This is a genomic window from Rhodanobacter sp. LX-99 (genome assembly GCF_018599185.1).
Classification (GTDB): domain Bacteria; phylum Pseudomonadota; class Gammaproteobacteria; order Xanthomonadales; family Rhodanobacteraceae; genus Rhodanobacter.
Genome location: NZ_JAHFVL010000001.1, coordinates 660,826 through 681,875 on the forward strand (window position 1 = coordinate 660,826; position 21,050 = coordinate 681,875).

The 21,050-nt window shown below is 66.6% G+C and carries 25 protein-coding genes; 12 read left to right on the plus strand and 13 right to left on the minus strand.

Going from position 1 to position 21,050, the window contains the following annotated elements; translation table 11 throughout:
• Positions 1-22: 22 nt before the first annotated feature.
• The 3 genes from rimM to ffh all read right to left on the minus strand — a co-directional run bounded on the left by rimM (position 23) and on the right by ffh (position 2,434).
• Complete coding sequence (gene rimM / locus KK131_RS03190) at positions 23-538, minus strand: ribosome maturation factor RimM (protein WP_214555248.1); 516 nt, start codon at positions 536-538, stop codon at positions 23-25.
• A 3-nt stretch (positions 539-541) separates the two neighbouring features.
• Entirely contained in the window at positions 542-796 is a 255-nt protein-coding gene (gene rpsP, locus KK131_RS03195; protein ID WP_056386481.1) for a 30S ribosomal protein S16, read from the minus strand.
• A 258-nt stretch (positions 797-1,054) separates the two neighbouring features.
• Entirely contained in the window at positions 1,055-2,434 is a 1,380-nt protein-coding gene (ffh, locus tag KK131_RS03200; RefSeq protein WP_214555249.1) for a signal recognition particle protein, read from the minus strand.
• A 97-nt stretch (positions 2,435-2,531) separates the two neighbouring features.
• Between ffh and ccsA the strand changes: the two genes are divergently transcribed.
• On the plus strand, positions 2,532-3,329 hold the full coding sequence (gene ccsA, locus KK131_RS03205) for a cytochrome c biogenesis protein CcsA (RefSeq protein WP_214555250.1): 798 nt from the start codon (positions 2,532-2,534) through the stop codon (positions 3,327-3,329).
• An 8-nt stretch (positions 3,330-3,337) separates the two neighbouring features.
• Here the strand turns inward: ccsA and radA are convergent, their stop codons facing one another.
• The 6 genes from radA to KK131_RS03235 all read right to left on the minus strand — a co-directional run bounded on the left by radA (position 3,338) and on the right by KK131_RS03235 (position 8,319).
• Positions 3,338-4,723: a DNA repair protein RadA gene (gene radA / locus KK131_RS03210; RefSeq protein ID WP_214555252.1), complete on the minus strand. Its 1,386-nt coding sequence runs from the start codon at positions 4,721-4,723 to the stop codon at positions 3,338-3,340.
• A gap of 116 nt (positions 4,724-4,839) precedes the next feature.
• Positions 4,840-6,234, minus strand: coding sequence for a replicative DNA helicase (locus tag KK131_RS03215; protein ID WP_214555254.1), 1,395 nt, complete (start codon positions 6,232-6,234; stop codon positions 4,840-4,842).
• A gap of 278 nt (positions 6,235-6,512) precedes the next feature.
• Positions 6,513-6,962 (minus strand): 50S ribosomal protein L9, encoded by a 450-nt coding sequence (gene rplI, locus KK131_RS03220; protein WP_214555255.1) that lies wholly within the window; start codon positions 6,960-6,962, stop codon positions 6,513-6,515.
• A gap of 160 nt (positions 6,963-7,122) precedes the next feature.
• Positions 7,123-7,353: a 30S ribosomal protein S18 gene (rpsR, locus tag KK131_RS03225; protein ID WP_007081973.1), complete on the minus strand. Its 231-nt coding sequence runs from the start codon at positions 7,351-7,353 to the stop codon at positions 7,123-7,125.
• A 14-nt stretch (positions 7,354-7,367) separates the two neighbouring features.
• Positions 7,368-7,799, minus strand: coding sequence for a 30S ribosomal protein S6 (gene rpsF, locus KK131_RS03230; protein WP_214555256.1), 432 nt, complete (start codon positions 7,797-7,799; stop codon positions 7,368-7,370).
• Positions 7,800-7,992: 193 nt separating this feature from the next.
• Entirely contained in the window at positions 7,993-8,319 is a 327-nt protein-coding gene (locus KK131_RS03235; protein ID WP_214555257.1) for an iron-sulfur cluster assembly accessory protein, read from the minus strand.
• Positions 8,320-8,471: 152 nt separating this feature from the next.
• Here KK131_RS03235 and asnS point away from each other — a divergent pair, with 152 nt between their 5' ends.
• The 7 genes from asnS (at position 8,472) to KK131_RS03270 (ending at position 14,554) form a co-directional block, all read left to right on the plus strand.
• Complete coding sequence (gene asnS / locus KK131_RS03240; protein ID WP_214555258.1) at positions 8,472-9,887, plus strand: asparagine--tRNA ligase; 1,416 nt, start codon at positions 8,472-8,474, stop codon at positions 9,885-9,887.
• A gap of 15 nt (positions 9,888-9,902) precedes the next feature.
• On the plus strand, positions 9,903-10,721 hold the full coding sequence (locus KK131_RS03245; RefSeq protein WP_214555259.1) for a MalM family protein: 819 nt from the start codon (positions 9,903-9,905) through the stop codon (positions 10,719-10,721).
• Positions 10,718-11,032, plus strand: a complete 315-nt coding sequence (locus KK131_RS03250; protein WP_214555261.1) for a hypothetical protein — start codon at positions 10,718-10,720, stop codon at positions 11,030-11,032. Before KK131_RS03245 ends, KK131_RS03250 begins: the two co-directional genes overlap by 4 nt.
• Before the next feature lie 10 nt (positions 11,033-11,042).
• Entirely contained in the window at positions 11,043-11,834 is a 792-nt protein-coding gene (locus KK131_RS03255; protein ID WP_214555263.1) for an SDR family NAD(P)-dependent oxidoreductase, read from the plus strand.
• A 98-nt stretch (positions 11,835-11,932) separates the two neighbouring features.
• Complete coding sequence (locus KK131_RS03260) at positions 11,933-13,420, plus strand: aldehyde dehydrogenase (protein WP_214555264.1); 1,488 nt, start codon at positions 11,933-11,935, stop codon at positions 13,418-13,420.
• A gap of 40 nt (positions 13,421-13,460) precedes the next feature.
• The gene (can, locus tag KK131_RS03265) at positions 13,461-14,126 is read left to right on the plus strand and encodes a carbonate dehydratase (protein WP_214555265.1); all 666 of its coding nucleotides are present in this window, start codon (positions 13,461-13,463) and stop codon (positions 14,124-14,126) included.
• Positions 14,123-14,554 carry a Rid family hydrolase gene (locus KK131_RS03270; protein WP_214555267.1) on the plus strand — a complete coding sequence of 144 codons (432 nt, stop codon included), beginning with the start codon at positions 14,123-14,125 and terminating at the stop codon, positions 14,552-14,554. Before can ends, KK131_RS03270 begins: the two co-directional genes overlap by 4 nt.
• 87 nt (positions 14,555-14,641) lie before the next feature.
• On the opposite strand, the gene KK131_RS03275 is transcribed toward KK131_RS03270, so the two are convergent.
• Complete coding sequence (locus KK131_RS03275; protein WP_214555269.1) at positions 14,642-14,899, minus strand: hypothetical protein; 258 nt, start codon at positions 14,897-14,899, stop codon at positions 14,642-14,644.
• A gap of 190 nt (positions 14,900-15,089) precedes the next feature.
• A complete protein-coding gene (hutG, locus tag KK131_RS03280) occupies positions 15,090-15,869 on the minus strand; it encodes an N-formylglutamate deformylase (protein ID WP_214555271.1) in 780 nt (259 codons plus the stop codon).
• Between the two features lie 129 nt (positions 15,870-15,998).
• Here hutG and KK131_RS03285 point away from each other — a divergent pair, with 129 nt between their 5' ends.
• From KK131_RS03285 to KK131_RS03295, 3 genes are all read left to right on the plus strand, one after another.
• Positions 15,999-17,345 (plus strand): hypothetical protein, encoded by a 1,347-nt coding sequence (locus KK131_RS03285; protein ID WP_214555273.1) that lies wholly within the window; start codon positions 15,999-16,001, stop codon positions 17,343-17,345.
• 13 nt (positions 17,346-17,358) lie between these two features.
• On the plus strand, positions 17,359-17,619 hold the full coding sequence (locus KK131_RS03290; protein ID WP_250887135.1) for an energy transducer TonB: 261 nt from the start codon (positions 17,359-17,361) through the stop codon (positions 17,617-17,619).
• 108 nt (positions 17,620-17,727) lie between these two features.
• Complete coding sequence (locus KK131_RS03295; RefSeq protein ID WP_214556633.1) at positions 17,728-18,273, plus strand: C40 family peptidase; 546 nt, start codon at positions 17,728-17,730, stop codon at positions 18,271-18,273.
• Positions 18,274-18,450: 177 nt separating this feature from the next.
• Here KK131_RS03295 and KK131_RS03300 read toward each other — a convergent pair whose 3' ends face one another.
• Positions 18,451-18,936, minus strand: coding sequence for a peptidylprolyl isomerase (locus KK131_RS03300; RefSeq protein WP_214555275.1), 486 nt, complete (start codon positions 18,934-18,936; stop codon positions 18,451-18,453).
• Between the two features lie 53 nt (positions 18,937-18,989).
• Positions 18,990-20,222: an MFS transporter gene (locus KK131_RS03305; RefSeq protein ID WP_214555278.1), complete on the minus strand. Its 1,233-nt coding sequence runs from the start codon at positions 20,220-20,222 to the stop codon at positions 18,990-18,992.
• A 105-nt stretch (positions 20,223-20,327) separates the two neighbouring features.
• Between KK131_RS03305 and KK131_RS03310 the strand changes: the two genes are divergently transcribed.
• Positions 20,328-20,984 carry a class I SAM-dependent methyltransferase gene (locus KK131_RS03310; RefSeq protein ID WP_214555279.1) on the plus strand — a complete coding sequence of 219 codons (657 nt, stop codon included), beginning with the start codon at positions 20,328-20,330 and terminating at the stop codon, positions 20,982-20,984.
• Positions 20,985-21,050: the final 66 nt, after the last annotated feature.

Below are 21,050 nucleotides of genomic sequence, written 5' to 3' on the forward strand. Positions count from 1 at the left end.
CATGTCCCGCAACCCGGCGACGTCAGAATTCAGGATCCCAGTCCACCACCATGCGCCCTGCGGACAAGTCCACCGACCGCACATACGAACCCTGGACGAAAGGAATCAGCCGCTCGCGCTCGCCGTCCCTCACCACCACGACATCGTTGGCACCGGTGGCGAACAGGTGACTGACCCGCCCCAGCTTCACGTCTTCCGTGGTGACAACCTCGAATCCTTCGAGATCGACCCAGTAATACTCACCTTCCGCCGGAGGCGGCAGCTGCTCACGGGCGACATGGATGTCGGCACCGATCAACGCCGCCGCCTGTTCCCGGTCGTCCACTCCGGGCAGTTGGGCCACCATGCCCTTGCCCTGCGTGCGACCCTTCACCCCGGTGACCTGCGTCTCCACACCCGGCGCTGCACTGAGCAGCCACGGCTGGTAGTCGAAGATCCGCATGCGCGGCTCGGCCCAGGATTCGATCTTGAGCCAGCCCTGCACGCCGTACAGCCCGACGATGCGTCCGATCAGGACGCGCCGACCGGCTGCAGCCATGACTCAGGCAGCCTGCTGCTTGCCGGCTTCCTTGACCAGGGCGGCGACCTTGTCGGTCAGCTGCGCACCCTTGCCCACCCATTCCTTGACGCGCTCGACGTTCAGCTCAAGGCGCTTGTCCTTGCCCGACGCGACCGGGTTGTAATAGCCGATGTTCTCGATGTTGCGGCCGTCGCGCTTGCTGCGCTGGTCGGTCACGACGACGTGGTAGAACGGACGGCCCTTGGCGCCACCGCGCGAAAGACGAATCTTGACCATGGTAAAACTCCAGAATTGCCGAATGAGCGGCAGGCACACGAGAGACGTGCGCGGTAAACGGGGCATTTTAGCGGTTTTTCGGGAAAAGGGAAGAGCTGCGCGACCCGGCAGCCACGTCACCGGCGTCATTCCCGCGAAAGCGGGAAGAGCTTCACAACAGCGAAGCTGGTCATCCGTCTTGCTGCTGGCCGCGAAAGTCAAAATGGGTCCCCGCTTTCGCGGGAATGACGACCGGCTTCGGACGGCCTCCGACGATTTTCAACGCATCGGCGGCAGCCCGCCCATGCCGCCCATGCCCTTCATGGCGCCGCGCATCTGCCGCATCAGGCCCTTCGTGCCGCCCTTGGACAGCTTGGACATCATCTTTTCCATCTGCATGTACTGCTTGAGCAGCCGATTGACGTCGGCCGGCTGGGTGCCCGAGCCGCGCGCCACGCGGGCGCGGCGCGAGCCGTTCAGCAGGTCCGGGTGGCGGCGTTCCTTCTGGGTCATCGAGCAGATGATCGCGATCATCCTGTTCATCTCGCCGTCGTTGACCTTCGACTTGACGCTGTCCGGCAGGCCGGACATGCCCGGCAGCTTGTCCATCAGGCCGGCCAGGCCGCCCATGTTGCCCATCTGCTCCAGCTGGTCCTTCATGTCGTTCAGGTCGAAGCGCTTGCCCTTCATCACCTTCTGGGCCAGCTTCTGCGCCTTGTCCTGATCGACCTTGCGCTCGACTTCCTCGACCAGCGACAGCACGTCGCCCATGCCGAGAATGCGCTGGGCCAGGCGATCCGGATGGAACGGCTCCAGCGCGTCGCTCTTCTCACCGGCGCCGAGGAACTTGATCGGCTTGCCGGTGACGTAGCGCACCGACAGCGCCGCGCCACCACGGGCGTCGCCGTCGGTCTTGGTCAGGACCACGCCGGTCAGCGGCAGCGCCTCGTTGAACGCCTTGGCCGTGTTGGCGGCGTCCTGGCCGGTCATCGAGTCGACCACGAACAAGGTTTCGATCGGCGTAATCGCGGCGTGCAGCGCCTTGATCTCGGCCATCATCGCCTCGTCCACGTGCAGGCGGCCGGCGGTATCGACGATCAGCACGTCGACCACTTCGCGACGGGCCGCCGCGACGGCGGCCCTGGCGATGGTGACCGGGTCCTGGCCCGCCTCGGACGGGAAGAACTTCACCCCGACCTGCTCGGCCAGCGTGCGCAATTGCTCGATCGCGGCCGGACGATAGACGTCGCAGCTGACCACCATCACCTTTTTCTTCTTGCGCTCGGTCAGCAATCGCGCCAGCTTGGCCACCGTGGTGGTCTTGCCGGCACCTTGCAGGCCGGCCATCAGCACCACGGCCGGCGGCTGCTGGGCCAGGTTCAGTTCGGTGTTGGCGGTGCCCATCACCACGGTCAGCTCGTCGCTGACCACCTTCACCAGCGCCTGGCCCGGCGACAGGCTCTTGATCACGTCCTGGCCGACCGCGCGCACCTTGATGCGCTGGATCAGCGCCTGCACCACCGGCAGCGCCACGTCTGCTTCCAGCAGCGCGATGCGCACCTCGCGCAAGGCCTCGCGGATGTTTTCCTCGGTCAGCCGGCCGCGACCGCGCAGGCGATTGACCGTGGTGGAAAGGCGTTGGCTTAGCGACTCGAACATGACGGAACCGGCAAAACAGGAAAGTGCACGATTATAGCGGACGGATCGCCCCGCTCCGCATACACGCCGGCACGGCCCTGTGCGACACTGCGCGGCTATGACCATCCACGTCCTGGCCCTGATCGCCATCGCGCTCTACCTCGCCGCCGCGGGGGGGCTGGCCCGTCCGCTGCTGAGCGGCGGCAAACCGCTGAACCGGCTCGCGCTGGGGCTGGCTGGCGCCGCCGTGCTCGTCCACGCCGGGATCCTGCTGGGCATGCACCGCGGCGCGCTGGACCTGCACTTCTTCGCCGCGCTGTCGCTGGTAGCGTTCGTCGTCTCGGCGCTGACCCTGCTGGTGAACGCTTCGCGCCCGGTCGCCGCACTCGGCGTGATCGTGTTCCCGCTGACCGCCGCGCTCATTGCGCTGGACAGCTTCCTGGCGCCGCCGACCCTGCCGCAACCGATGGACTGGCAGATCAAGCTGCACGTCACGGTGGCCCTGGTCGCCTTCGGCGTGCTGTCGATCGCCGCCGCGCTGGCGATCCTGCTGGCGATCCAGGAACGCGCGTTGCGCCATCGCCAGTTCGGCCACTGGCTGCGCGCGCTGCCGCCGCTGACGCTGACCGAGACCCTGCTGTTCCGTCTGATCAGCGCCGGCTTCGTGCTGCTCACGCTGACCCTGCTCACCGGCGTGCTGTTCGTCGACGACCTGTTCGGCCAGCACCTGGCGCACAAGACCGTGCTGTCGATCGTGGCCTGGCTGATGTTCGGCGTGTTGCTGTACGGACGCTGGCGGCACGGCTGGCGCGGCGCGCGCGCGGTCAACCTGACCCTGATCGGGATGGCCGCGCTGGTGCTGGCGTTCTTCGGCAGCAAGGCGGTGCTGGAACTGGTCCTGCACCGCGGCATGTAGCCGCGCGTTCAGCGGCAGGCGTCGATCGCCTCGCTCAAGCGCTCCACCCCGACCACGTCCATCTCGCCGACCCTGCCCTTCTTCGGCGCGTTCGCCTTCGGCACGATCGCGCGGCGGAAGCCATGGTGAGCGGCTTCCTTCAGGCGCTCCTCGCCGTTCGGCACCGGGCGGATCTCGCCCGACAAACCCACCTCGCCGAAGGTGACCGTATGCTCCGGCAACGGCCGGTCGCGCAGACTGGACAGCACGGCCAGCAGCACCGGCAGGTCGGCCGCCGTCTCCTGCACGCGGATGCCGCCGACCACGTTGACGAACACGTCCTGGTCGTAGGCCGCCACGCCGCCATGTCGGTGCAGCACGGCCAGCAGCATCGCCAGGCGGTTCTGTTCCAGCCCCAGGGTGACCCGGCGCGGATTGCCCAGCGAGGACTGGTCCACCAGCGCCTGCACCTCGACCAGCAGTGGCCGGGTGCCTTCGCGGGTGACCATCACGGCGCTGCCCGAAGTGGGCCCCGAGTGCGAGGACAGGAAGATCGCCGACGGGTTCGGCACCTCGCGCAGCCCCTTGTCCGACATCGCGAACACGCCCAGCTCGTTGACCGCGCCGAAGCGGTTCTTGAACGCGCGCAGCACGCGGAAGCGCGAGCCGGATTCGCCCTCGAAATACAGCACCGCGTCGACCATGTGCTCGAGCACGCGCGGGCCGGCGATGCCGCCCTCCTTGGTGACGTGGCCGACCAGGAACACCGAGGTGCCGGTCTCCTTGGCGAAACGGGTGAGCTTGGCCGCCGACTCGCGCACCTGCGACACCGAACCGGGCGCGGCGGTGAGCAGTTCGGTCCAGATGGTCTGGATCGAGTCGATCACCAGCACCCGCGGGCGCGTCGCCATCGCCTGTTCGAGGATCCGCTCGATGCAGGTCTCGGCCAGCGCCTGCAGCGGCTCCAGCGGCAGGCCGAGGCGCTGCGCCCGCGAGGCTACCTGCGACAGCGACTCCTCGCCGGTGACATACACGCTGGGCAGGTGTGCGCCCAGCGTGCCCAGCATCTGCAGCAGCAGGGTCGATTTGCCGATGCCCGGATCGCCGCCGATCAGCACCACCGAACCCTGCACCAGGCCGCCGCCGAGCACCCGGTCAAGCTCGCCGATGCCGGTCAGCGTGCGCGCCTCGGTGGTCAGCGCCACCGCGGTCAGCGGCGTGACGCGCGGTGCGCCCGCGGCCACGCCGGCGTAGCTGGAACGCTGCGCGCCTACCGACGACTTCGCCGCCGAGGCCGGCGCCAGCACGATCTCGCTGAGCGTGTTCCATGCCCCGCACTCGACGCACGAGCCCTGCCACTTCGGGTGTTCGGCACCGCAGTCGGTGCAGACATAGGCGGTCTTGGCTTTGGCCATGCGGGGTTGTCCGGCTGGATACGTGGAAGAAGCGAGCTTGGCACGCGGTCATCGCAAACGGCGAGACGCATCGACACGAAAAAGCTGTCGGCCTTCGTCGCGCGATTTTCTTGCGCTCAATCGAACGATCCGACGAACGAATCCGAGGCGTAGTTCACGAACTGGGTGTAGTGGCCGAGGAAGGTCAGCTTGCAGGTATCGGTGGGGCCGTTGCGCTGCTTGCCGATGATGATCTCGGCGACGCCCTTGTCCGGCGATTCCTTGTTGTAGTACTCGTCGCGGTAGATGAACATGATCACGTCGGCGTCCTGCTCGATCGCGCCGGACTCGCGCAGGTCGGACATCATCGGACGCTTGTCGGCGCGCTGCTCCAGCGAGCGGTTCAACTGCGACAGGGCGATCACCGGCACGTTCAGTTCCTTGGCCAGCCCCTTCAGCGAACGCGAGATCTCCGAGATCTCGGTGGCGCGGTTCTCCTTGTTGCCGGGCACCTGCATCAGCTGCAGGTAGTCGATCACGATCAGGCCCAGCCCGCCGTGCTCGCGGTGCAGCCGGCGTGCGCGCGAACGCAACTCCACCGGCGACAGGCTGGGCGTGTCGTCGATGAAGATCCTGGCGTCGGAAAGCAGCGCGATCGCGTTGGAGACGCGCGGCCAGTCCTCTTCTTCGAGAGTGCCGTTGCGCAGGTGCTGCTGGTGGATGCGGCCGACCGAGGAGATCAGGCGGAACGCCAGCTGCGAGGAGGACATTTCCATCGAGAACACCACCACCGCCTTCTTGCCGCCCAGCGCGGCGGCTTCGGCGATGTTCAGCGCGAAGGCGGTCTTGCCCATCGACGGGCGCGCCGCCACGATGATCAGGTCCGACGGCTGCAGGCCGGAGGTGAGCGCATCCAGGTCGGTGAAGCCGGTGCTGACGCCGGTGAGCTGGCCGCGGTTCTCGTAGCGCTCGGTGAGCAGGCGGAACGCGTCCTTCACCGCCTCGCGCATCGAGACGGAATCCTTCTTGCCGCGCGCGCCGGATTCGGCGATGTGGAACACGCGCTGCTCGGCGCTTTCCAGCACCTCGTGCACGCTCTTGCCCTCGGGCCGATAACCGTCCTCGGTGATCGAGGTGCCGGCGTCGATCAGCTGGCGCAGCACCGATTTCTCGCGCACGATCTCGGCGTACGCGGCGATGTTGGCCGCGCTGGGCGTGCTGTTGGCCAGCTCGATCAGGTAGCCTGCGCCGCCGACCATCTCGGCCATGCCGTTGCTCTCGAACCAGTCGCCCAGGGTCACCGCGTCGCACGGCATGCCCTTGTTCGCCAGCTCGTTGATCGCGCGCCAGATAAGCCGGTGGTCCTTGCGGTAGAAGTCGTCCTCGGCGAGCCGGTCAGCCACTTTGTCCAGCGCATCCGGCGCCAGCATCAGGCCGCCCAGCACCGCCTGCTCGGCATCGATGGAGTGCGGCGGCACACGCAACGCCTCGATGGCAGAGGAGGAAGGTTTGCGCTCGGGCACGAAGGACATCGACTTAACCTCAGGAGAATTGCCCCACGACCGGCGCGCGACACGCCGACACCTCGCGGGTAGTCATACCGACACCATCATGCGCGGCGACGTCTCACCCGTCGAGACAATAAGTCTGTGGATAAGCTGTGCGTTGCGGGGGGATAAAGCTGGGAATGGGAAATGGGAAATCGCTGAAAGCTGAACTGCAGTGCAGCTCTTGACCACTCCCCATTCCCTATTCCCCAAAGCAAACGGGCGCCGTGAGGCGCCCGTTTGCTTTGCTGCGAACAGCAGAATTACTTGTCGCCGACCACGATCACCTTGACCGTGGTCTGCACGTCGGCGTGCAGGCTCACCACCACGTCGTACTCGCCGGTGTTGCGAAGCGGGCCTTCGCCCAGGATCACTTCACCCTTGTGCACGGCCTGACCGGCAGCAGCCAGCGCCTCGGCGATATCGCGCGGGCCGACCGAACCGAACAGCTTGCCTTCCGCACTGGCGTGCGCGGAGATGGTCACCGAGGCATCGGCCAGCTTGGCCTTGCGTGCTTCGGCGTCGGCCAGTGCCGTGTTGGCCTTGGCCTCGTATTCGGCACGGCGCTGTTCGAACGCGGCCAGGTTGGCGGCGTTGACGCGCACCGCCTTGCCCTGCGGCAGCAGGTAGTTGCGGCCGTAACCGGGCTTCACGACGACCTTGTCGCCGAGCGTGCCGAGGTTGCGGACTTTCTGCAGAAGAATGAGTTCCATGATGCTTTCCTGTTCGTTAGCACCGGCAGGTCCGGTGCAGCCAGAGGACGGTTGTCCGAAGTGTGGGGTTCGGGAGACGGGATTCGGGATTCAAGGCATGGAGGCCGCAGGGTGCGCGGCTCCCGAATCCCGAATCACCAATCCCGAATCCCGGACGTCATCAGACGTCGTGGTTGTCGGTGTACGGCAGCAGCGAGAGGAAGCGCGCGCGCTTGATCGCGGTCGCCAGCTGACGCTGGTAGCGGGCCTTGGTGCCGGTGATGCGGCTCGGCACGATCTTGCCGTTCTCGGTGACGTACTGGCGCAAGGTGTTGAGATCCTTGTAGTCGATCTCCTTCACGTCTTCGGCAGTGAAGCGGCAGAACTTGCGGCGGCGGAAAAACTTGGACATGTCTGTGCTCCTGATCAGTCGTCGCTGTCGCGATCGTTGTCGTGGCCATCGCGGTCACGGCCGCGGCCTTCGCCATCACCCTCGTCGTCGCGGCGACGGGTGGACTTGGCGTCGTCCTTCTCCTTCGACTTCAGGATGAAGGACGGCTCGGTGTCGGCCTCGTCGCGACGGATCACCAGGTGGCGCAGCACGGCGTCGTTGAAGCGGAAGCCCGACTCCAGCTCGTTCAGCGCGTTCTGGCTCACTTCGATGTTGAGCAGCACGTAATGTGCCTTGGCCAGGTTCACGATCGGATACGCCAGCTGACGGCGGCCCCAGTCTTCAAGGCGGTGGATCTTGCCGCCGTCGGTCTCGATCAGCGCCTTGTAGCGCTCGAGCATCGCCGGAACCTGCTCGCTCTGGTCAGGGTGGACCATGAACACAACTTCGTAATGACGCAGGGTCATTGTGGGTTGACTCCTTGTGGATGCGGCCTTGCGGCCTCGCAGCCTCCCGCTGGTGCGGTGAGGCAAGTGTCCTGCCGGCCCCGGTTTCGGGGCGGACAGAAGCGGAATTGTAAGGGTGCCAGGGGCATCCACGCAAGTCGTTGAATGAAAAGGCGCAAGAGACGAGGCAGTGGCGCTCGCCACGCCGCCTTGTTCAACTGACCGTGAAGCTCTCGCCGCAACCGCATTCGCCGGTGGCGTTCGGGTTGTGGAACACGAAGCTGGCGTTGAGGCCCTGCCGCTGGAAGTCGATCACGGTGCCCTCGACCAGGGCCAGGCTCTTGCCGTCGACGATCAGCGGCAGCCCGTCCACCTCGACCAGCTGGTCGTCCTTGCCGACCGCCTCGGCCAGATCCACCACGTAGGCGAAACCGGAACAGCCGGTGCGCTTGACCCCAAAACGCACGCCGGCCGCCGTCGGCGTGCCGGCCAGGAAGTGGCGCATGCGCTCGTTGGCAGCGGGGGTGATGGTGATGCTCATGACGGTGGATCAACCTCGATTCAAGTGGCCCGGAAAAGTCGCGGCGCGGGCAACAGCTACATTATCATGCCGGTTTGGCCTTGCGTGTCGCCGCGCACCGCCGTTCATCTACCACGCGCCGACATGTGGCGCTTCTGCAGGAGTTTCAATCGATGGCCGTGGTCAGTCCGACGCTATGCAGCGTGAAGCAGGCTCTTTCCGGCAAGCTCGACGCCGGCAGCGCGGTGACCGTGCGCGGCTGGGTGCGTACCCGCCGCGACTCCAAGGCCGGCCTGTCCTTCGTCAACGTCACCGACGGCTCCTGCTTCGACCCGATCCAGGCGGTGGTGCCGGCCACCCTGGCCAACTACGACAGCGAGGTGAAACACCTCACCGCCGGCGCCGGCGTGATCGTCAGCGGCACCCTGGTGGCGTCGCAGGGCAAGGGCCAGGCCTTCGAACTGCAGGCGGACGAGATCGTCGTCACCGGCTTCGTCGAGGATCCGGAGACCTACCCGATCCAACCCAAGCAGCACACCATGGAATTCCTGCGCGAGGTGGCCCACCTGCGCCCGCGCACCAACCTGTTCGGCGCGGTGACCCGGGTGCGCCACACCATGATGACGGCGATTCACCGCCACCTCACCGAGCAGGGCTTCTTCTGGATCAATACGCCGATCATCACCACCTCGGATGCCGAGGGTGCCGGCGACATGTTCCGGCTGTCCACGCTGGACCTGGCCAACCTGCCGCGCGACGACAAGGGCAAGATCGACTTCCGCAAGGATTTCTTCGGCCGCGAGGCGTTCCTCACCGTGTCGGGCCAGCTCAACGTCGAGGCCTACGCGCTGGCAATGAGCAAGGTCTATACCTTCGGCCCCACCTTCCGCGCCGAGAACTCCAACACGCCGCGCCACCTGGCCGAGTTCTGGATGGTCGAGCCGGAGATCGCGTTCGCCGACCTCGCCGCGGATGCCGACTGCGCCGAGGCGTTCCTGAAGGCGATCTTCAAGGCCGTGCTGGACGAGCGCCCGGACGACATGGCGTTCTTCGCCGAGCGCGTGCAGAGCGACGCGATCAGCCGGATGGAGGCGTTCATCGCCAAGCCGTTCGAGCGCATCGACTACACCGACGCCATCACGATCCTGCAGAAGTCCGGGCAGAAGTTCGAATACCCGGTGGCCTGGGGCATCGACCTGCAGACCGAGCACGAACGCTACCTGGCCGAGAAACATATCGGCCGCCCCGTGGTCGTCATGAACTACCCCGAGGCGATCAAGGCGTTCTACATGCGTCTGAACGACGACGAAAAGACGGTCGCGGCGATGGACGTGCTGGCGCCGGGCATCGGCGAGATCATCGGCGGCAGCCAGCGCGAGGAGCGGCTGGACTACCTCGATCGCCGCATGGTGCAGTTCGGCCTCGATCCCGCCGCGTATGGCTGGTACCGTGACCTGCGTCGCTATGGCACCGTGCCGCACGCCGGCTTCGGCCTCGGCTTCGAGCGCCTGCTGGTCTACATTTGCGGCCTGTCCAACATCCGCGACGCCATCCCCTACCCCCGTGCCGCCGGAACGGCCGAATTCTGAGCAACCCATCTCGCCATGTCGCTTCGATTCTCCGCCATCGCCGCCGTACTGGCCTTCGCCGCCCTGCTGGGCGGCTGCCATAACGCCAAGGCCTTGCTGCCGCCGAACCTGCGTCCGCCGTCGGAAAATACCGGCGACGCGCTGAAGCTGGCCCAGTTGCAGCTGATGCAGGCCACGCCGTGCTGCAGCAGCTTCGCCGACTTCTCCTACCGCAGCATGCTGCCGTGGCAGCCGCAGAAGTTCGTGCTGGGCAGCGGCAGCATGGTCGCCAACCTCAACGGCACGCAGAGCTACTTCCTCGCCTTCCGCCTGCCGGTCGACGTGAAACTGCCGTACAAGGTCGCCCTGAAGTCGGAATTGAACGGCCGCTGGCTGCACGCCAGCTACCTGTTCGCGCCCACCGTCGTGCTGCTGGACGAGGGTTTCCAGCCGATCCGCTCCGAGGACATCGGGCTGTGCGAGCACATGGGCTGGAGCGACGAGACGAGCGGCGCCTTCGGCAGCCTGACGGTCGACAGCAAGCAGGCGCGCTACCTGCTGGTCTACAGCTCGGCCGAACAGCAGTCGGGCAAGACCTATTGGGAACAGTCGCCGGCCTCGTTCTCCAGTTCCACCGCCGCGTCGCTGCAGATGAACTCCGCCGGCAGCTTCAGCATCCCGCACGGCCCGGATGGCGCCCTGTGGGTCGGCATGATGAACAAGACGTACGAGAAGGCCCTGGCCAACGCGATCTGCAAGAAGGCGGCAAAGGGCGACGGCGTGCTCAACACCCTGCGCACCGCATTGCCGTTGCCCTGGAGCAATGACAGCAAGACCGGCCACAGCCCGCCATGATCGTCCTCTATCTCGCGCTGCTGGCGAGCGGCGTCGGCCTGTTCGTGCTGTCGTACGTGGCGCCGTTCCGGGTCGCCGCGCTGCTGCGCGGGCGTTATCCGCAGCACTGGCAGGTCATCGCCACCGCCGCGCAAGGCAGGCTTTCCGGGTTCCGCATCTGGGCCAGCATGCAGCAGGTGCTGCGCTCTCCGGCCCTGCCCGCGCTGGGCGATGCGGCGATCGACCGCTGGCGTCTGGTCTGGCGTTACAGTCAGTGGCTGGGCTGGCTATGCTGGCTTGCCGCGCTGGCGATGCGGCTGTGGCTGCACTGAGGGAACAAGCATGCAACTGGATCTGGGGGGACGTCACGCGCTGGTCTGCGGCGCCTCGCAAGGCATCGGCCAGGCCAGCGCGATCGAACTGGCCGAGCTCGGCGCCAGCGTCACCCTGCTGGCGCGCTCGGCCGACAAGCTCAAGCTGGTCGCCGAAAGCCTGCCGCGGACGCATGCCGGGCAACGGCACGACTGGCGCAGCGTGGACATGCTGGACACTGCCAGCCTGCGGGCGACGGCTACCGAAATTGCCGCCGGCGCCGCGGTGCATATCCTGATCAACAACAGCGGCGGACCGCCCGGCGGTCCGGCGCACAGTGCGGAACCCGCGGCCTTCGAGACGGCATTCCGCCAGCACTTGCTGGCCGGCCAGACCCTGCTGCAGGCGTTGCTGCCCGGCATGCGCGCCAGTGGCTACGGGCGCATCGTCAACGTGATCTCCACCTCGGTGAAGGAGCCGATCGCGGAGCTGGGCGTGTCCAACACCGTGCGCGCCGCCGTCGCCGGCTGGGCCAAGACCTTGTCCGCCGAACTGGCCGCCGACGGCATCACGGTCAACAACGTGCTGCCCGGCTACACCCGCACCAGCCGCCTCGACAGCCTGCTCGCCGCGCAAGCGGCCGCAAGCGGCCGCAAGGAAGACGTCATCGCCCAGGCCATGCTGACAACGGTACCCGCCCGCCGCTTCGGCGAAGCCAGCGAAGTGGCCGCCGTGATCGCGTTCCTGTGCACCCCCGCCGCCGCCTACGTCAACGGCGTCAGCATCGCGGTGGACGGCGGCCGCACGCGCGCGTTGAGTTGAGCCCGGACCCGATCTTCGACGCACGCCGCCCGTTTCCCGCCCCACGCATACGCCGGCGTCCGGTGCAATTGCGGCACGCTGGTTTTAAGCTTGTGCCGATGTCCATCCCGCACCTAGCCAATCTGATCGATGGTCGCCTGCAGGCGCCCCATCACGATGCATGGCTGGAAGTGCACGAGCCGGCCACCGGTGCGGTGTTTGCGCACTGCCCCGATTCCAGTGCGGCGGACGTCGCCGCCGCGGTCGCCGCCGCCGGCCGCGCCGCGCCTGGCTGGGCCGGCACGCCGATCGAACAGCGCGCGCGCCTGCTGCAGCGGCTGGCCGACCTGGTCGAGGCGCGGCTGGAGGAGTTCGCCACGCTGGAATCGCGCGACAACGGCAAGCCGCTGAGCCTCGCACGCCGGCTCGACATACCGCGCGCGGTCAGCAACCTGCGTTACTTTGCCGCCGCGATCATCGGCTGGGGCAGCGAATCGCACGCGATGGAAGCCGGCGCCATGGGCACCGGCGCGATCAACTACACCTTGCGCCAGCCGCTCGGCGTGGTCGGCTGCATCAGCCCGTGGAACCTGCCGCTGTACCTGTTCACCTGGAAGATCGCGCCGGCCCTGGCCGCAGGCAACACCGTGGTGGCCAAGCCGTCGGAAGTGACGCCGTGCACCGCCGCCCTGCTCGGCGAGCTGAGCATCCAGGCCGGCTTTCCGCCCGGCGTGCTGAACATCGTGCAGGGCCGCGGCCCCAGCGTGGGCCAGGCGATCGTGGAACATCCGGCGGTGAAGGCGATCTCCTTCACCGGCAGCACGGCCACCGGCGCACGCATCGCCAGCGCGGCGGCTGCACAGTTCAAGAAAGTCTCGCTGGAAATGGGCGGCAAGAATCCGGCGATCGTGTTCGCCGATGCCGATCTTTCCGACGCGAACCTGGACACCATCGTGCGCTCGGGCTTCGCCAACCAGGGCGAGATCTGCCTGTGCGGCTCGCGCCTGCTGGTGCAGCGCTCGATCCTCGAAGCCTTCCGCGAACGCTACCTGGCGCGCGTGCAGGCGCTGCGCGTGGGTGATCCGGGCGACGCCGGCAGCGACCTCGGCGCGATGGTCTCGCAGGCGCACTACGACAAGGTGCTCGGCTGCATCGAACAGGCCCGCGCCGAAGGCGGCCGCGTGTCGTGCGGCGGCGAGGCGATCACATTGCCCGGCCGCTGCGCCGACGGCTGGTTCATCGCGCCGACCGTGATCGAAGGCCTGTCGTCCGCGGCGCAGACCAACCAGCAGGAGATTTTCGGCCCGGTGGTCAGCCTGATCCCGTTCGAGGACGAAGCCGAGGCGCTGGCGATCGCCAACGACAGCCGCTACGGCCTGGCCGCCTCGCTGTGGACGCAGGACCTGTCCCGCGCACACCGGCTCGCCGGCCAGCTCGAATTCGGCATCGTGTGGATCAACTGCTGGCTGCTGCGCGACCTGCGCACGCCGTTCGGCGGCGCCAAGCAATCCGGGCTCGGCCGCGAAGGCGGCAGCGAGGCGCTGCACTTCTTCACCGAGCCAAAAAACATCTGCATCGCCTACGGCGCGTCGTCCGTACAACCCTAGGGCGCACGCGCATGCGCGAGCCCGAATATTCGGAACCCCGATGAATTCACTGAAAGACCTGCTTGCCAACAACCGTCGCTGGGCCGAACAGGTCACCGCGCAAGACCCGACCTTTTTCGAACAGCTCTCGCAGCAGCAGGCGCCGCGCTACCTGTGGATCGGCTGCTCGGACTCGCGCGTACCGGCCACCCAGATCGTCGACCTGCCGCCGGGCGAGATCTTCGTGCATCGCAACGTGGCCAACGTGGTGGTGCATACCGACCTGAACGCGCTGAGCACCATCCAGTTCGCGGTCGACGTGCTGCAGGTAAAGCACATCCTGGTGGTGGGTCATTACGGTTGCGGTGGCGTCGGCGCGGTGCTGAAGGAAAGCCGCCTGGGCCTGATCGACAACTGGCTCAGGCACATCACCGACATTGCCATGAAGCATGCCGACAAGCTCGATCCGGCGCAGTCGTTCGCGATGCGCCATGCGCACCTGTGCGAACTGAATGCGCTCGAACAGGCGCTCAACGTGTGCCACACCACGGTGGTGCGCGAAGCGTGGGAGCGCGGCCAGCAACTGGCCGTGCATGCGTGGATTTACGGCCTGGACAATGGCCACATCCATGACCTGGGCCTCGACGTGCGCGGTCGCGAGCAGTTGCCCGAGGCCTACCAGCAGGCACTGACCCAGCTCACCCGGCGCTGGGCAGGCGCCGCATGAACGGCGACAGCATCCGCACCGACGCCGCTCCCGCGCCGATCGGCGCCTACCCGCATGCCCGGCGCGTCGGCAACCTGCTGTTCCTGTCCGGCGTGGGTCCGCGCCAACCCGGCAGCAGCGCGATTCCCGGCAACGTCTGCGACGCGGACGGCCGTTTGATCGCCTACGACATCGAGGCACAGTGCCGCCAGGTGTTCGCCAACGTGCGCGCCGTGCTCGAAGCCAGCGGCGCCGCCTGGACCGACCTGGTCGACGTCACCGTGTTCCTGACCGACATGCAGCGCGACTTCGCCGCCTACAACCGGCTGTACGCGGAATATTTCGCCGGCATCGACGCCTGCCGCACCACCGTTGGCATCAGCGCGCTGCCGACGCCGATCGCGATCGAACTGAAGTGCGTCGCCGCCCTGCCGGCACAGTCACGCTGATTTCCCCCGATCGGCGCGCGGGCAAGTCGCGCACATGAAAAACCCCGCCGGTCTGCACCGGCGGGGTTTCGATTCACGACAACACGATCAACCAGCCGACGTCGTCGCCGGAGCCGGGTTTGCGGCAGGAGCCGCGGCCTTGTGGCTCTTGTGATGGGACTTGTGGTGCGACTTGTGGTGCATGGCGGTCTTCGGCGCGGCGTCGGCCGCAGCAGCAGGAGCCGCCGCAGGAGTTTCCTGCGTCGCCGGAGCCGCCGCCTGCGGGGCAGCAGCCTGGGCCAGCACGGAACCGGAAAGCGCAACGCCCGCCACAAGCAGGGAAGCGATCAGAAGTTTACGCATCATGATGTCGAGCCTCGGACGATTGGAAGGTATCGCGGACCCGGCCGGAACCCGGCGACTCGGGCGGCGCGACGAACCGACGATGCGACGCCGATGGGATACCAAGGCTGAATGCAACACGCGGTTTCCTGCGCAATGCGCACACAGGATCTTGACTTTTGCCGCGTTCGATTACGCACGTAATTATTTGCGCTCAGGCCAGGCAGGCCTGCAGCATCCGGCCGATCAAGTCCTGCACCGCCGGCGCCTTCGCCTCGTCGTACGCGAAGCTCTCCTCGTCCATGTAGTTGAGCTGCGCCAGTTCCAGCTGCACGGCCTGCACGCCAGTCGCCGGCGTGCCGTAATGGCGCGTGATGTAACCGCCCTTGAAGCGGCCGTTGACGGCAAAACTGAAACGCGACTGCGACTCCAGGCAAGCCTGCAAGCGCGCCTGCAGCGCCGGGTCGCAACTCGTGCCGGCTGCCGTACCGAGATTGAAATCCGGCAGCTGCCCCTCGAACAGCATGGGTACCCGGCTGCGGATCGAATGCCCTTCCCACAGCACCGCCCGACCGTGCTCCGCGCACAGCCGCGCAAGTTCCTGCGCGACAGCTCGATGGTAAGGCCGCCAGTAATCGTTTATGCGCCGTTGAATTTCAGCGTCATCCGGCTCGCTGCCACCCTGGTACAGCGGCTCCCCATCGAAGCCGATCACCGGTACCAGGCCGGTCTCGCGCTGCCCCGGATACAGCGCATGGCCATCGGCGGGGCGGTTCAGGTCGATCACGTAGCGCGAAGCCCCCGGTTTCAGCACGCTGGCGCCCAGCGCCTGGGCCAGCGGTTCGTACAACCGGCCGACATGCCAGTCGGTGTCCGGTGCACGACGCGCCGCCGGATGCATCCGCGTGGCGATATCGTCGGGGATGAAGCTGCTGTCGTGCGGCAGGCTGACCAGCATCGGCACATGGCCGCGCTGCAAGGTGAATGTGCTCATCGGCGCATTGTACTCAGTCCGTCAATGCTGTTTCCTTGCCACATTGGCTTCCATGCGATCCAGCCAGAGGGTTGCCTGTCGGAAAATACGCGAGCACGCTAGCCGTGGATCGTCCAGGGGGACCTGAACATGCCAGGCAAACTGCTGTTCCGAATGACTCCCATCGCGTTTTGTACGATCACGCCACTGGTTCTGACAGTGCACGCGCAGGATTACAGCCCGGACGCGGTCGGCATGTTCCACGAACTGAAGCAGCAGCCCAATGATCTGGCCCGCTACGCATACCTGCTCAGGGAGATACCGAAGCTTCCTGTTTCCGACCAGCAACTGGCGATGCAGATGTTCGCCTCGGTCGAGAACGAACTGGGGCTTTACAACGAGGCCGTCCACGACTTCCCGCTGAAGACCCATATCGCGGTGGACGCCACCTTGCCGGCGCCGGCCGAGTGGAAGCCCGCCGATGCGACCGAGGTCATCACGCAGCTGGCTGCCGACCGCCGCATCGTGCTGATCAACGAGGCGCACCACGACGCCCATACCCGACAACTGACGCTGGCCCTGCTGCCCCGGCTGCGTGCACTCGGGTTCAACTATTTCGCCGTGGAAGCCCTCTCGGACAAAGATGACCAGCTGATGCAGCGCGGCTATCCGGTCAAGGACAGCGGCACCGAGTACCTGCACGAACCCGCCTACGGCGACATCGTGCGGACGGCGATCAAGTTGGGGTTCGCCCTGGTGGCCTACGACGCGGACACCGGCGCGATGCAGGATCGCGAAGCCGGACAAGCGAATAACCTGTACCGGAAGGTATTCGCAAGGGATCCCTGCGCCCGGCTCTTCGTGCATGCCGGTTACGCGCACATCGACAAGGCAAAGGGACGCCTGGGCAATACGGCGCCAATGGCCATGCACCTGCAGCAGCTGACCGGCATCGAGCCGCTGTCGATCGACCAGACCCAGTTCCGCGAGCAGCTTCCCGGCAAGCCGGATGCCTATCAGAAACTGATCAAGGATTTCCCCTCGGACGGCCCCATCGTACTGATCAACCGCACTACAGGCAGGCCCTGGAGCGCCCATCCCGACCGGTATGACCTCAACGTATTGCTGCCTCCCGCCGACACAGGCCGCGGCGAAAGTGGCTACGTCCAGCCTTTGACGACCGTGCGCGACACCGACCGCGACCATCTCATGCTGGCGAATCGCCTCAACAAGCAGCGTCCCGACTGGTTGACCCTGCGCAACGAGCGCATTCCGTACGCGATCAGGACGACACTGTGCAAGACACGCTTCCCTTGCGTCGTCGATGCGCATTACGTCAACGAACCCGATGAAGCCATCACCGCCGACCGCTACGCGTTCATGCAGGGCGACGCCGCAAGCAGGCTCTACCTGCGCCCCGGACGCTATCGCCTGCGCGCCTGGGACATCCGCGGCAGAACCTTGTCCCAAAAGATCATCACGGTCGGAGAACACTAGAGCCTCGGCAAGCATGCTTGCATGCCCGTGTCGACGCCACGGGCACGATGCCCGGCACCACGCGGGACGATACAAAGCCGCTTACCCGAAGCACAGCACCACCACGTCTGCCGACCTGGTCGCCGCCGCCAGTGATGCGGCAAGGCAATGGCACTTCAATCCGCAGATGAAGGACGGGAAGCCGATCGACGGCTACGCGCGCGTGCCGGTCAAATTCGACCTGGCGCCGCTTCCACACGGGACCAACAAGGATCAAGTTGAGAAATTGAATTGAAAATGCAAAAAATCGCATTGATTTGCATGTGAATTATTGAATTGATAACCTCGGCACGCCCCACGCCGAGGTTGTCTCGTGAGTCCGCAGCCCGTCGCCCGATTTCCCCTGTCATTACCGCTGCCGCAGGCCACGCGCTGGGTGCTGCTTTTCTCTGCGGTCATCTTGCTGGCTGCCTGCGCCAGCAGTCCGCAACGGCGCCAGCCCACCTACAAGACCTCGCACTCGGCGCTGGCCGACCTGCCGCCGCGCGCACCTTCGGCCGCCAGCGCCGGGGAGGCAAACGACATCCTGTTCCGCGCGATCGGGCTGGTCGGCACGCCATATCGCTGGGGCGGCAATACCCCGGCCGGCGGCTTCGACTGCAGTGGCCTGATCGACTACATCTACCGTACCGCCACCGGCATCAAGCTGCCGCGTACCTCGCACGAGATGGCCTCGATGGACGCCCGCAAGGTGCGCAAGATGACCCAGCTGGCCAGCGGCGACCTGGTGTTCTTCGACATCGGCGGCGCGATCAGCCACGTCGGCGTGTACGTCGGCAAGGGCCGTTTCGTGCACGCGCCGAACAGCGGCGGCACGGTGCGCCTGGACGATATCGACGGGCCGTACTGGGGCGACCATTTCGCTTACGGGCGGCGCGTGCTGGATTGAGGGGCGATTACGGCTGCTCTACTTTGCATTGCGAGCAAAGGAGCGGGATTTGAGGCGAACCTCGGCTCCCCTCTCCCCCACAGGGATTCCCTACGGTCACAACCCTCCCCCGCAAAGGGAGAGGGCAAACGAAACGGCGCCCCAGGGCGCCGTTGGTTCACTCAATGAAGCGGATTTTCAATGCGCTTCGGCGCCTGGCGCGTGGGCGTGGCCGTGGGCGATCTCTTCCTCGGTGGCGTCGCGCACTTCGCCGATGGCCACGTCGAAGTGCAGGGTCTTGCCGGCCATCGGGTGGTTCAGGTCCACGTCGATCGCGCTCATGCCGACCTTGTGCACGGTCACCGCGCGCTGGCCGCCCTGCTTCAGCTGCAGCACGGCGGTCATGCCCGGCTTGAGCCGGTTGGCCTGCGGGAAATACTTCTTCGACATGCGCTGGATCTGGCCTTCCTCGCGCTCGCCATAGCCATCGGCCGGCGCCACGTCCACGCTCAGCGCCTCGCCGGCCTCATGCCCTTCCAGCGCCGCGTCCAAGCCCGGGATCAGCTGGCCGTGGCCAAGCAGAATCCACAGCTGCTCGTCGCGATCGTGCGAGCTCTCGACCTTTTCGCCATCCACCGTCAGCGTGTAGTGGATCGCGATGACCTTGTCCTTGCCAGCCTTCATTGCCTGTCTCGTCGATGGGATCAAACGGCGGATTCTAGCAGTAGCCCGACGGGCTAGGATTCATGATGGCCGAAGCCCACGCCGCGCGCCTCCGGACCCAGCCACAGCAACAACGCCAGCAGCAGCGCCACCAGCACCATCCACAGCGCCATCGCGAACGCGAAATCCCCGCCATGCCGCTGCGCCAGCCAGGCTTGCGCGGTGGCGGTGACCGCCGCCAGCAGGTTGCCCATCTGGTAGGCGAAGCCCGGCAGGGTGCCGCGCACCGCTGCCGGCGACAACTCGTTCAGATGCGTCGGCACCACGCCCCAGGCGCCCTGCACCATCACCTGGATCAGGAACGCGCCCAGCCCCAGCAGGATCAGCGAACCGCCGTACATCCACAGCGGAATCACCGGTATCGCCAGCAGCGCGGCGATCATCATCGCCTTGCGCCGGCCGATCCGTTCCGACAGCGCCCCGAAATACAGGCCGCCCACCAGCGCGCCGAGATTCAGCAGCGCCACCAGCACGAAGGCCATGGCAGAGCCGGTGGGCAGGTGCAGGTTCACCTCCTCGAAGGTGTGGTACATGTCCTGCGAGCCGTGGCTGAACATGTTGAACGCCATCATCAGCAGCATCAGGTAGAGCGCCAGCTTCCAGTGCCCGCGCATGGCCTCGAACAGGCCGGGCCGCCTCGCCGCCTGCGCGCCTTCCTTCCAGACCGCCGACTCCGGCACCTTGCGGCGGATGTACAGCACCAGCAAGGCCGGGATCGCGCCGACCACGAACAACCCACGCCAGCCGATATGGTCCACCAGCAACCAGTTCGCCAGCGCGGCGAGGAAGAAGCCGCACGGGTAGCCGCTTTGCAGCAGGCCTGACACCGCGCCGCGGGCTTTCGCCGGTATCGACTCCATCGCCAGCGACGCGCCGATGCCCCATTCGCCACCCATCGCGACGCCGAACAGGAAACGCAGCACCAGCAAGGCGGTCAGCGACGAGGCGAATGCCGTGGCGAACTCGAACAGCGAGAACAGGATCACGTCGAGCATCAGGATCGGCCGCCGCCCGAAGCGGTCGGCCAGCCGCCCGAACAGCAGCGCGCCCAGCGGCCGCGCCGCCAGGGTCAGGAACAGTGCGTAGGTGATCTGCGCCGTACCCACGTCGAACTCCTTCGCCACCGTGACGATGACGAAGGTCAGCAGGAAGTAGTCGAACGCATCCAGTGTCCAGCCCAGGAAACTGGCCAGCACGGTGTGTCGCTGGATGATATCGAGTTCACGCAAGGGTGCCAGCAGCGACATCGGTCTCTCCTCGAACGGGACCCCACGCACAAGGCGCGCGAGCGACGATGGTACTCGCGCACCCGATGGCCTAGGCTGCCGCCATCGACGAAAACCGGGATCCGGATGGACCGCCGCAGCCGCCAGCGCATCGCCCACCTGTACGACAACCACCTGCAACGCGGCTACGTCCGGGGCAAGTTGGCCGGCGACCCGGTCTATGCGGCCACGGCCACGCTGGTCGCCGGCACCACGCTGCCCCTGCTCGACATCGGCTGCGGCATCGGCCTGCTCGGGCTGTACCTGCACGCGCTGGGCCATGCCCAGCCCTACCTCGGCGTGGATCACGATGCGCGCAAGATCGCCGCCGGGCAGCAGGCCGTGCAGCACGCCGGACTCGATGCGCTGATGAGCCTGCGTCATGCCGATGCGGCCGAGCTGCCACCGATGCATGGCCATGTCGCGCTGCTCGACGTACTGCACTACCTGCCCGCCGCACGCCAGCCCCCCCTGCTGCAGGAGGCCGCCCGGCACTTGGCGCCCGATGGCTGCCTGATCATCCGCAACGTGCTGCGCGAGCCGAACTGGCGCTTCCACGCCACGCGCGTCGAGGAGTTTTTCCTGCGTACCTCCGGCTGGATTCCCGGCGGCGCGCAACACTATCCGAGCGCCGACGAACTGCGCGCGCCGCTGCAGGATGCCGGGCTGCACGTGCACGTCGAACCGCTGCGCGGGCGCACGCCGTTCAACAGTTACCTGATCGTGGCGCGGCCGCATCGTTGAGGCGATCGCGGCACGCCGTTCAGCTTGATGCGGCGCAAATGCACGCGGCGGCGACGGATCGGCTAT

Excerpts from the sequence above, each read along its gene's own strand:
- rimM (WP_214555248.1), bottom strand. The coding sequence starts at position 538 with ATGGCTGCAGCCGGTCGGCGCGTCCTGATCGGACGCATCGTCGGGCTG.
- rpsP (WP_056386481.1), bottom strand. The coding sequence starts at position 796 with ATGGTCAAGATTCGTCTTTCGCGCGGTGGCGCCAAGGGCCGTCCGTTC.
- ffh (WP_214555249.1), bottom strand. The coding sequence starts at position 2,434 with ATGTTCGAGTCGCTAAGCCAACGCCTTTCCACCACGGTCAATCGCCTG.
- ccsA (WP_214555250.1), top strand. The coding sequence starts at position 2,532 with ATGACCATCCACGTCCTGGCCCTGATCGCCATCGCGCTCTACCTCGCC.
- radA (WP_214555252.1), bottom strand. The coding sequence starts at position 4,723 with ATGGCCAAAGCCAAGACCGCCTATGTCTGCACCGACTGCGGTGCCGAA.
- KK131_RS03215 (WP_214555254.1), bottom strand. The coding sequence starts at position 6,234 with ATGTCCTTCGTGCCCGAGCGCAAACCTTCCTCCTCTGCCATCGAGGCG.
- rplI (WP_214555255.1), bottom strand. The coding sequence starts at position 6,962 with ATGGAACTCATTCTTCTGCAGAAAGTCCGCAACCTCGGCACGCTCGGC.
- rpsR (WP_007081973.1), bottom strand. The coding sequence starts at position 7,353 with ATGTCCAAGTTTTTCCGCCGCCGCAAGTTCTGCCGCTTCACTGCCGAA.
- rpsF (WP_214555256.1), bottom strand. The coding sequence starts at position 7,799 with ATGACCCTGCGTCATTACGAAGTTGTGTTCATGGTCCACCCTGACCAG.
- KK131_RS03235 (WP_214555257.1), bottom strand. The coding sequence starts at position 8,319 with ATGAGCATCACCATCACCCCCGCTGCCAACGAGCGCATGCGCCACTTC.
- asnS (WP_214555258.1), top strand. The coding sequence starts at position 8,472 with ATGGCCGTGGTCAGTCCGACGCTATGCAGCGTGAAGCAGGCTCTTTCC.
- KK131_RS03245 (WP_214555259.1), top strand. The coding sequence starts at position 9,903 with ATGTCGCTTCGATTCTCCGCCATCGCCGCCGTACTGGCCTTCGCCGCC.
- KK131_RS03250 (WP_214555261.1), top strand. The coding sequence starts at position 10,718 with ATGATCGTCCTCTATCTCGCGCTGCTGGCGAGCGGCGTCGGCCTGTTC.
- KK131_RS03255 (WP_214555263.1), top strand. The coding sequence starts at position 11,043 with ATGCAACTGGATCTGGGGGGACGTCACGCGCTGGTCTGCGGCGCCTCG.
- KK131_RS03260 (WP_214555264.1), top strand. The coding sequence starts at position 11,933 with ATGTCCATCCCGCACCTAGCCAATCTGATCGATGGTCGCCTGCAGGCG.
- can (WP_214555265.1), top strand. The coding sequence starts at position 13,461 with ATGAATTCACTGAAAGACCTGCTTGCCAACAACCGTCGCTGGGCCGAA.
- KK131_RS03270 (WP_214555267.1), top strand. The coding sequence starts at position 14,123 with ATGAACGGCGACAGCATCCGCACCGACGCCGCTCCCGCGCCGATCGGC.
- KK131_RS03275 (WP_214555269.1), bottom strand. The coding sequence starts at position 14,899 with ATGATGCGTAAACTTCTGATCGCTTCCCTGCTTGTGGCGGGCGTTGCG.
- hutG (WP_214555271.1), bottom strand. The coding sequence starts at position 15,869 with ATGAGCACATTCACCTTGCAGCGCGGCCATGTGCCGATGCTGGTCAGC.
- KK131_RS03285 (WP_214555273.1), top strand. The coding sequence starts at position 15,999 with ATGCCAGGCAAACTGCTGTTCCGAATGACTCCCATCGCGTTTTGTACG.
- KK131_RS03290 (WP_250887135.1), top strand. The coding sequence starts at position 17,359 with ATGCTTGCATGCCCGTGTCGACGCCACGGGCACGATGCCCGGCACCAC.
- KK131_RS03300 (WP_214555275.1), bottom strand. The coding sequence starts at position 18,936 with ATGAAGGCTGGCAAGGACAAGGTCATCGCGATCCACTACACGCTGACG.
- KK131_RS03305 (WP_214555278.1), bottom strand. The coding sequence starts at position 20,222 with ATGTCGCTGCTGGCACCCTTGCGTGAACTCGATATCATCCAGCGACAC.
- KK131_RS03310 (WP_214555279.1), top strand. The coding sequence starts at position 20,328 with ATGGACCGCCGCAGCCGCCAGCGCATCGCCCACCTGTACGACAACCAC.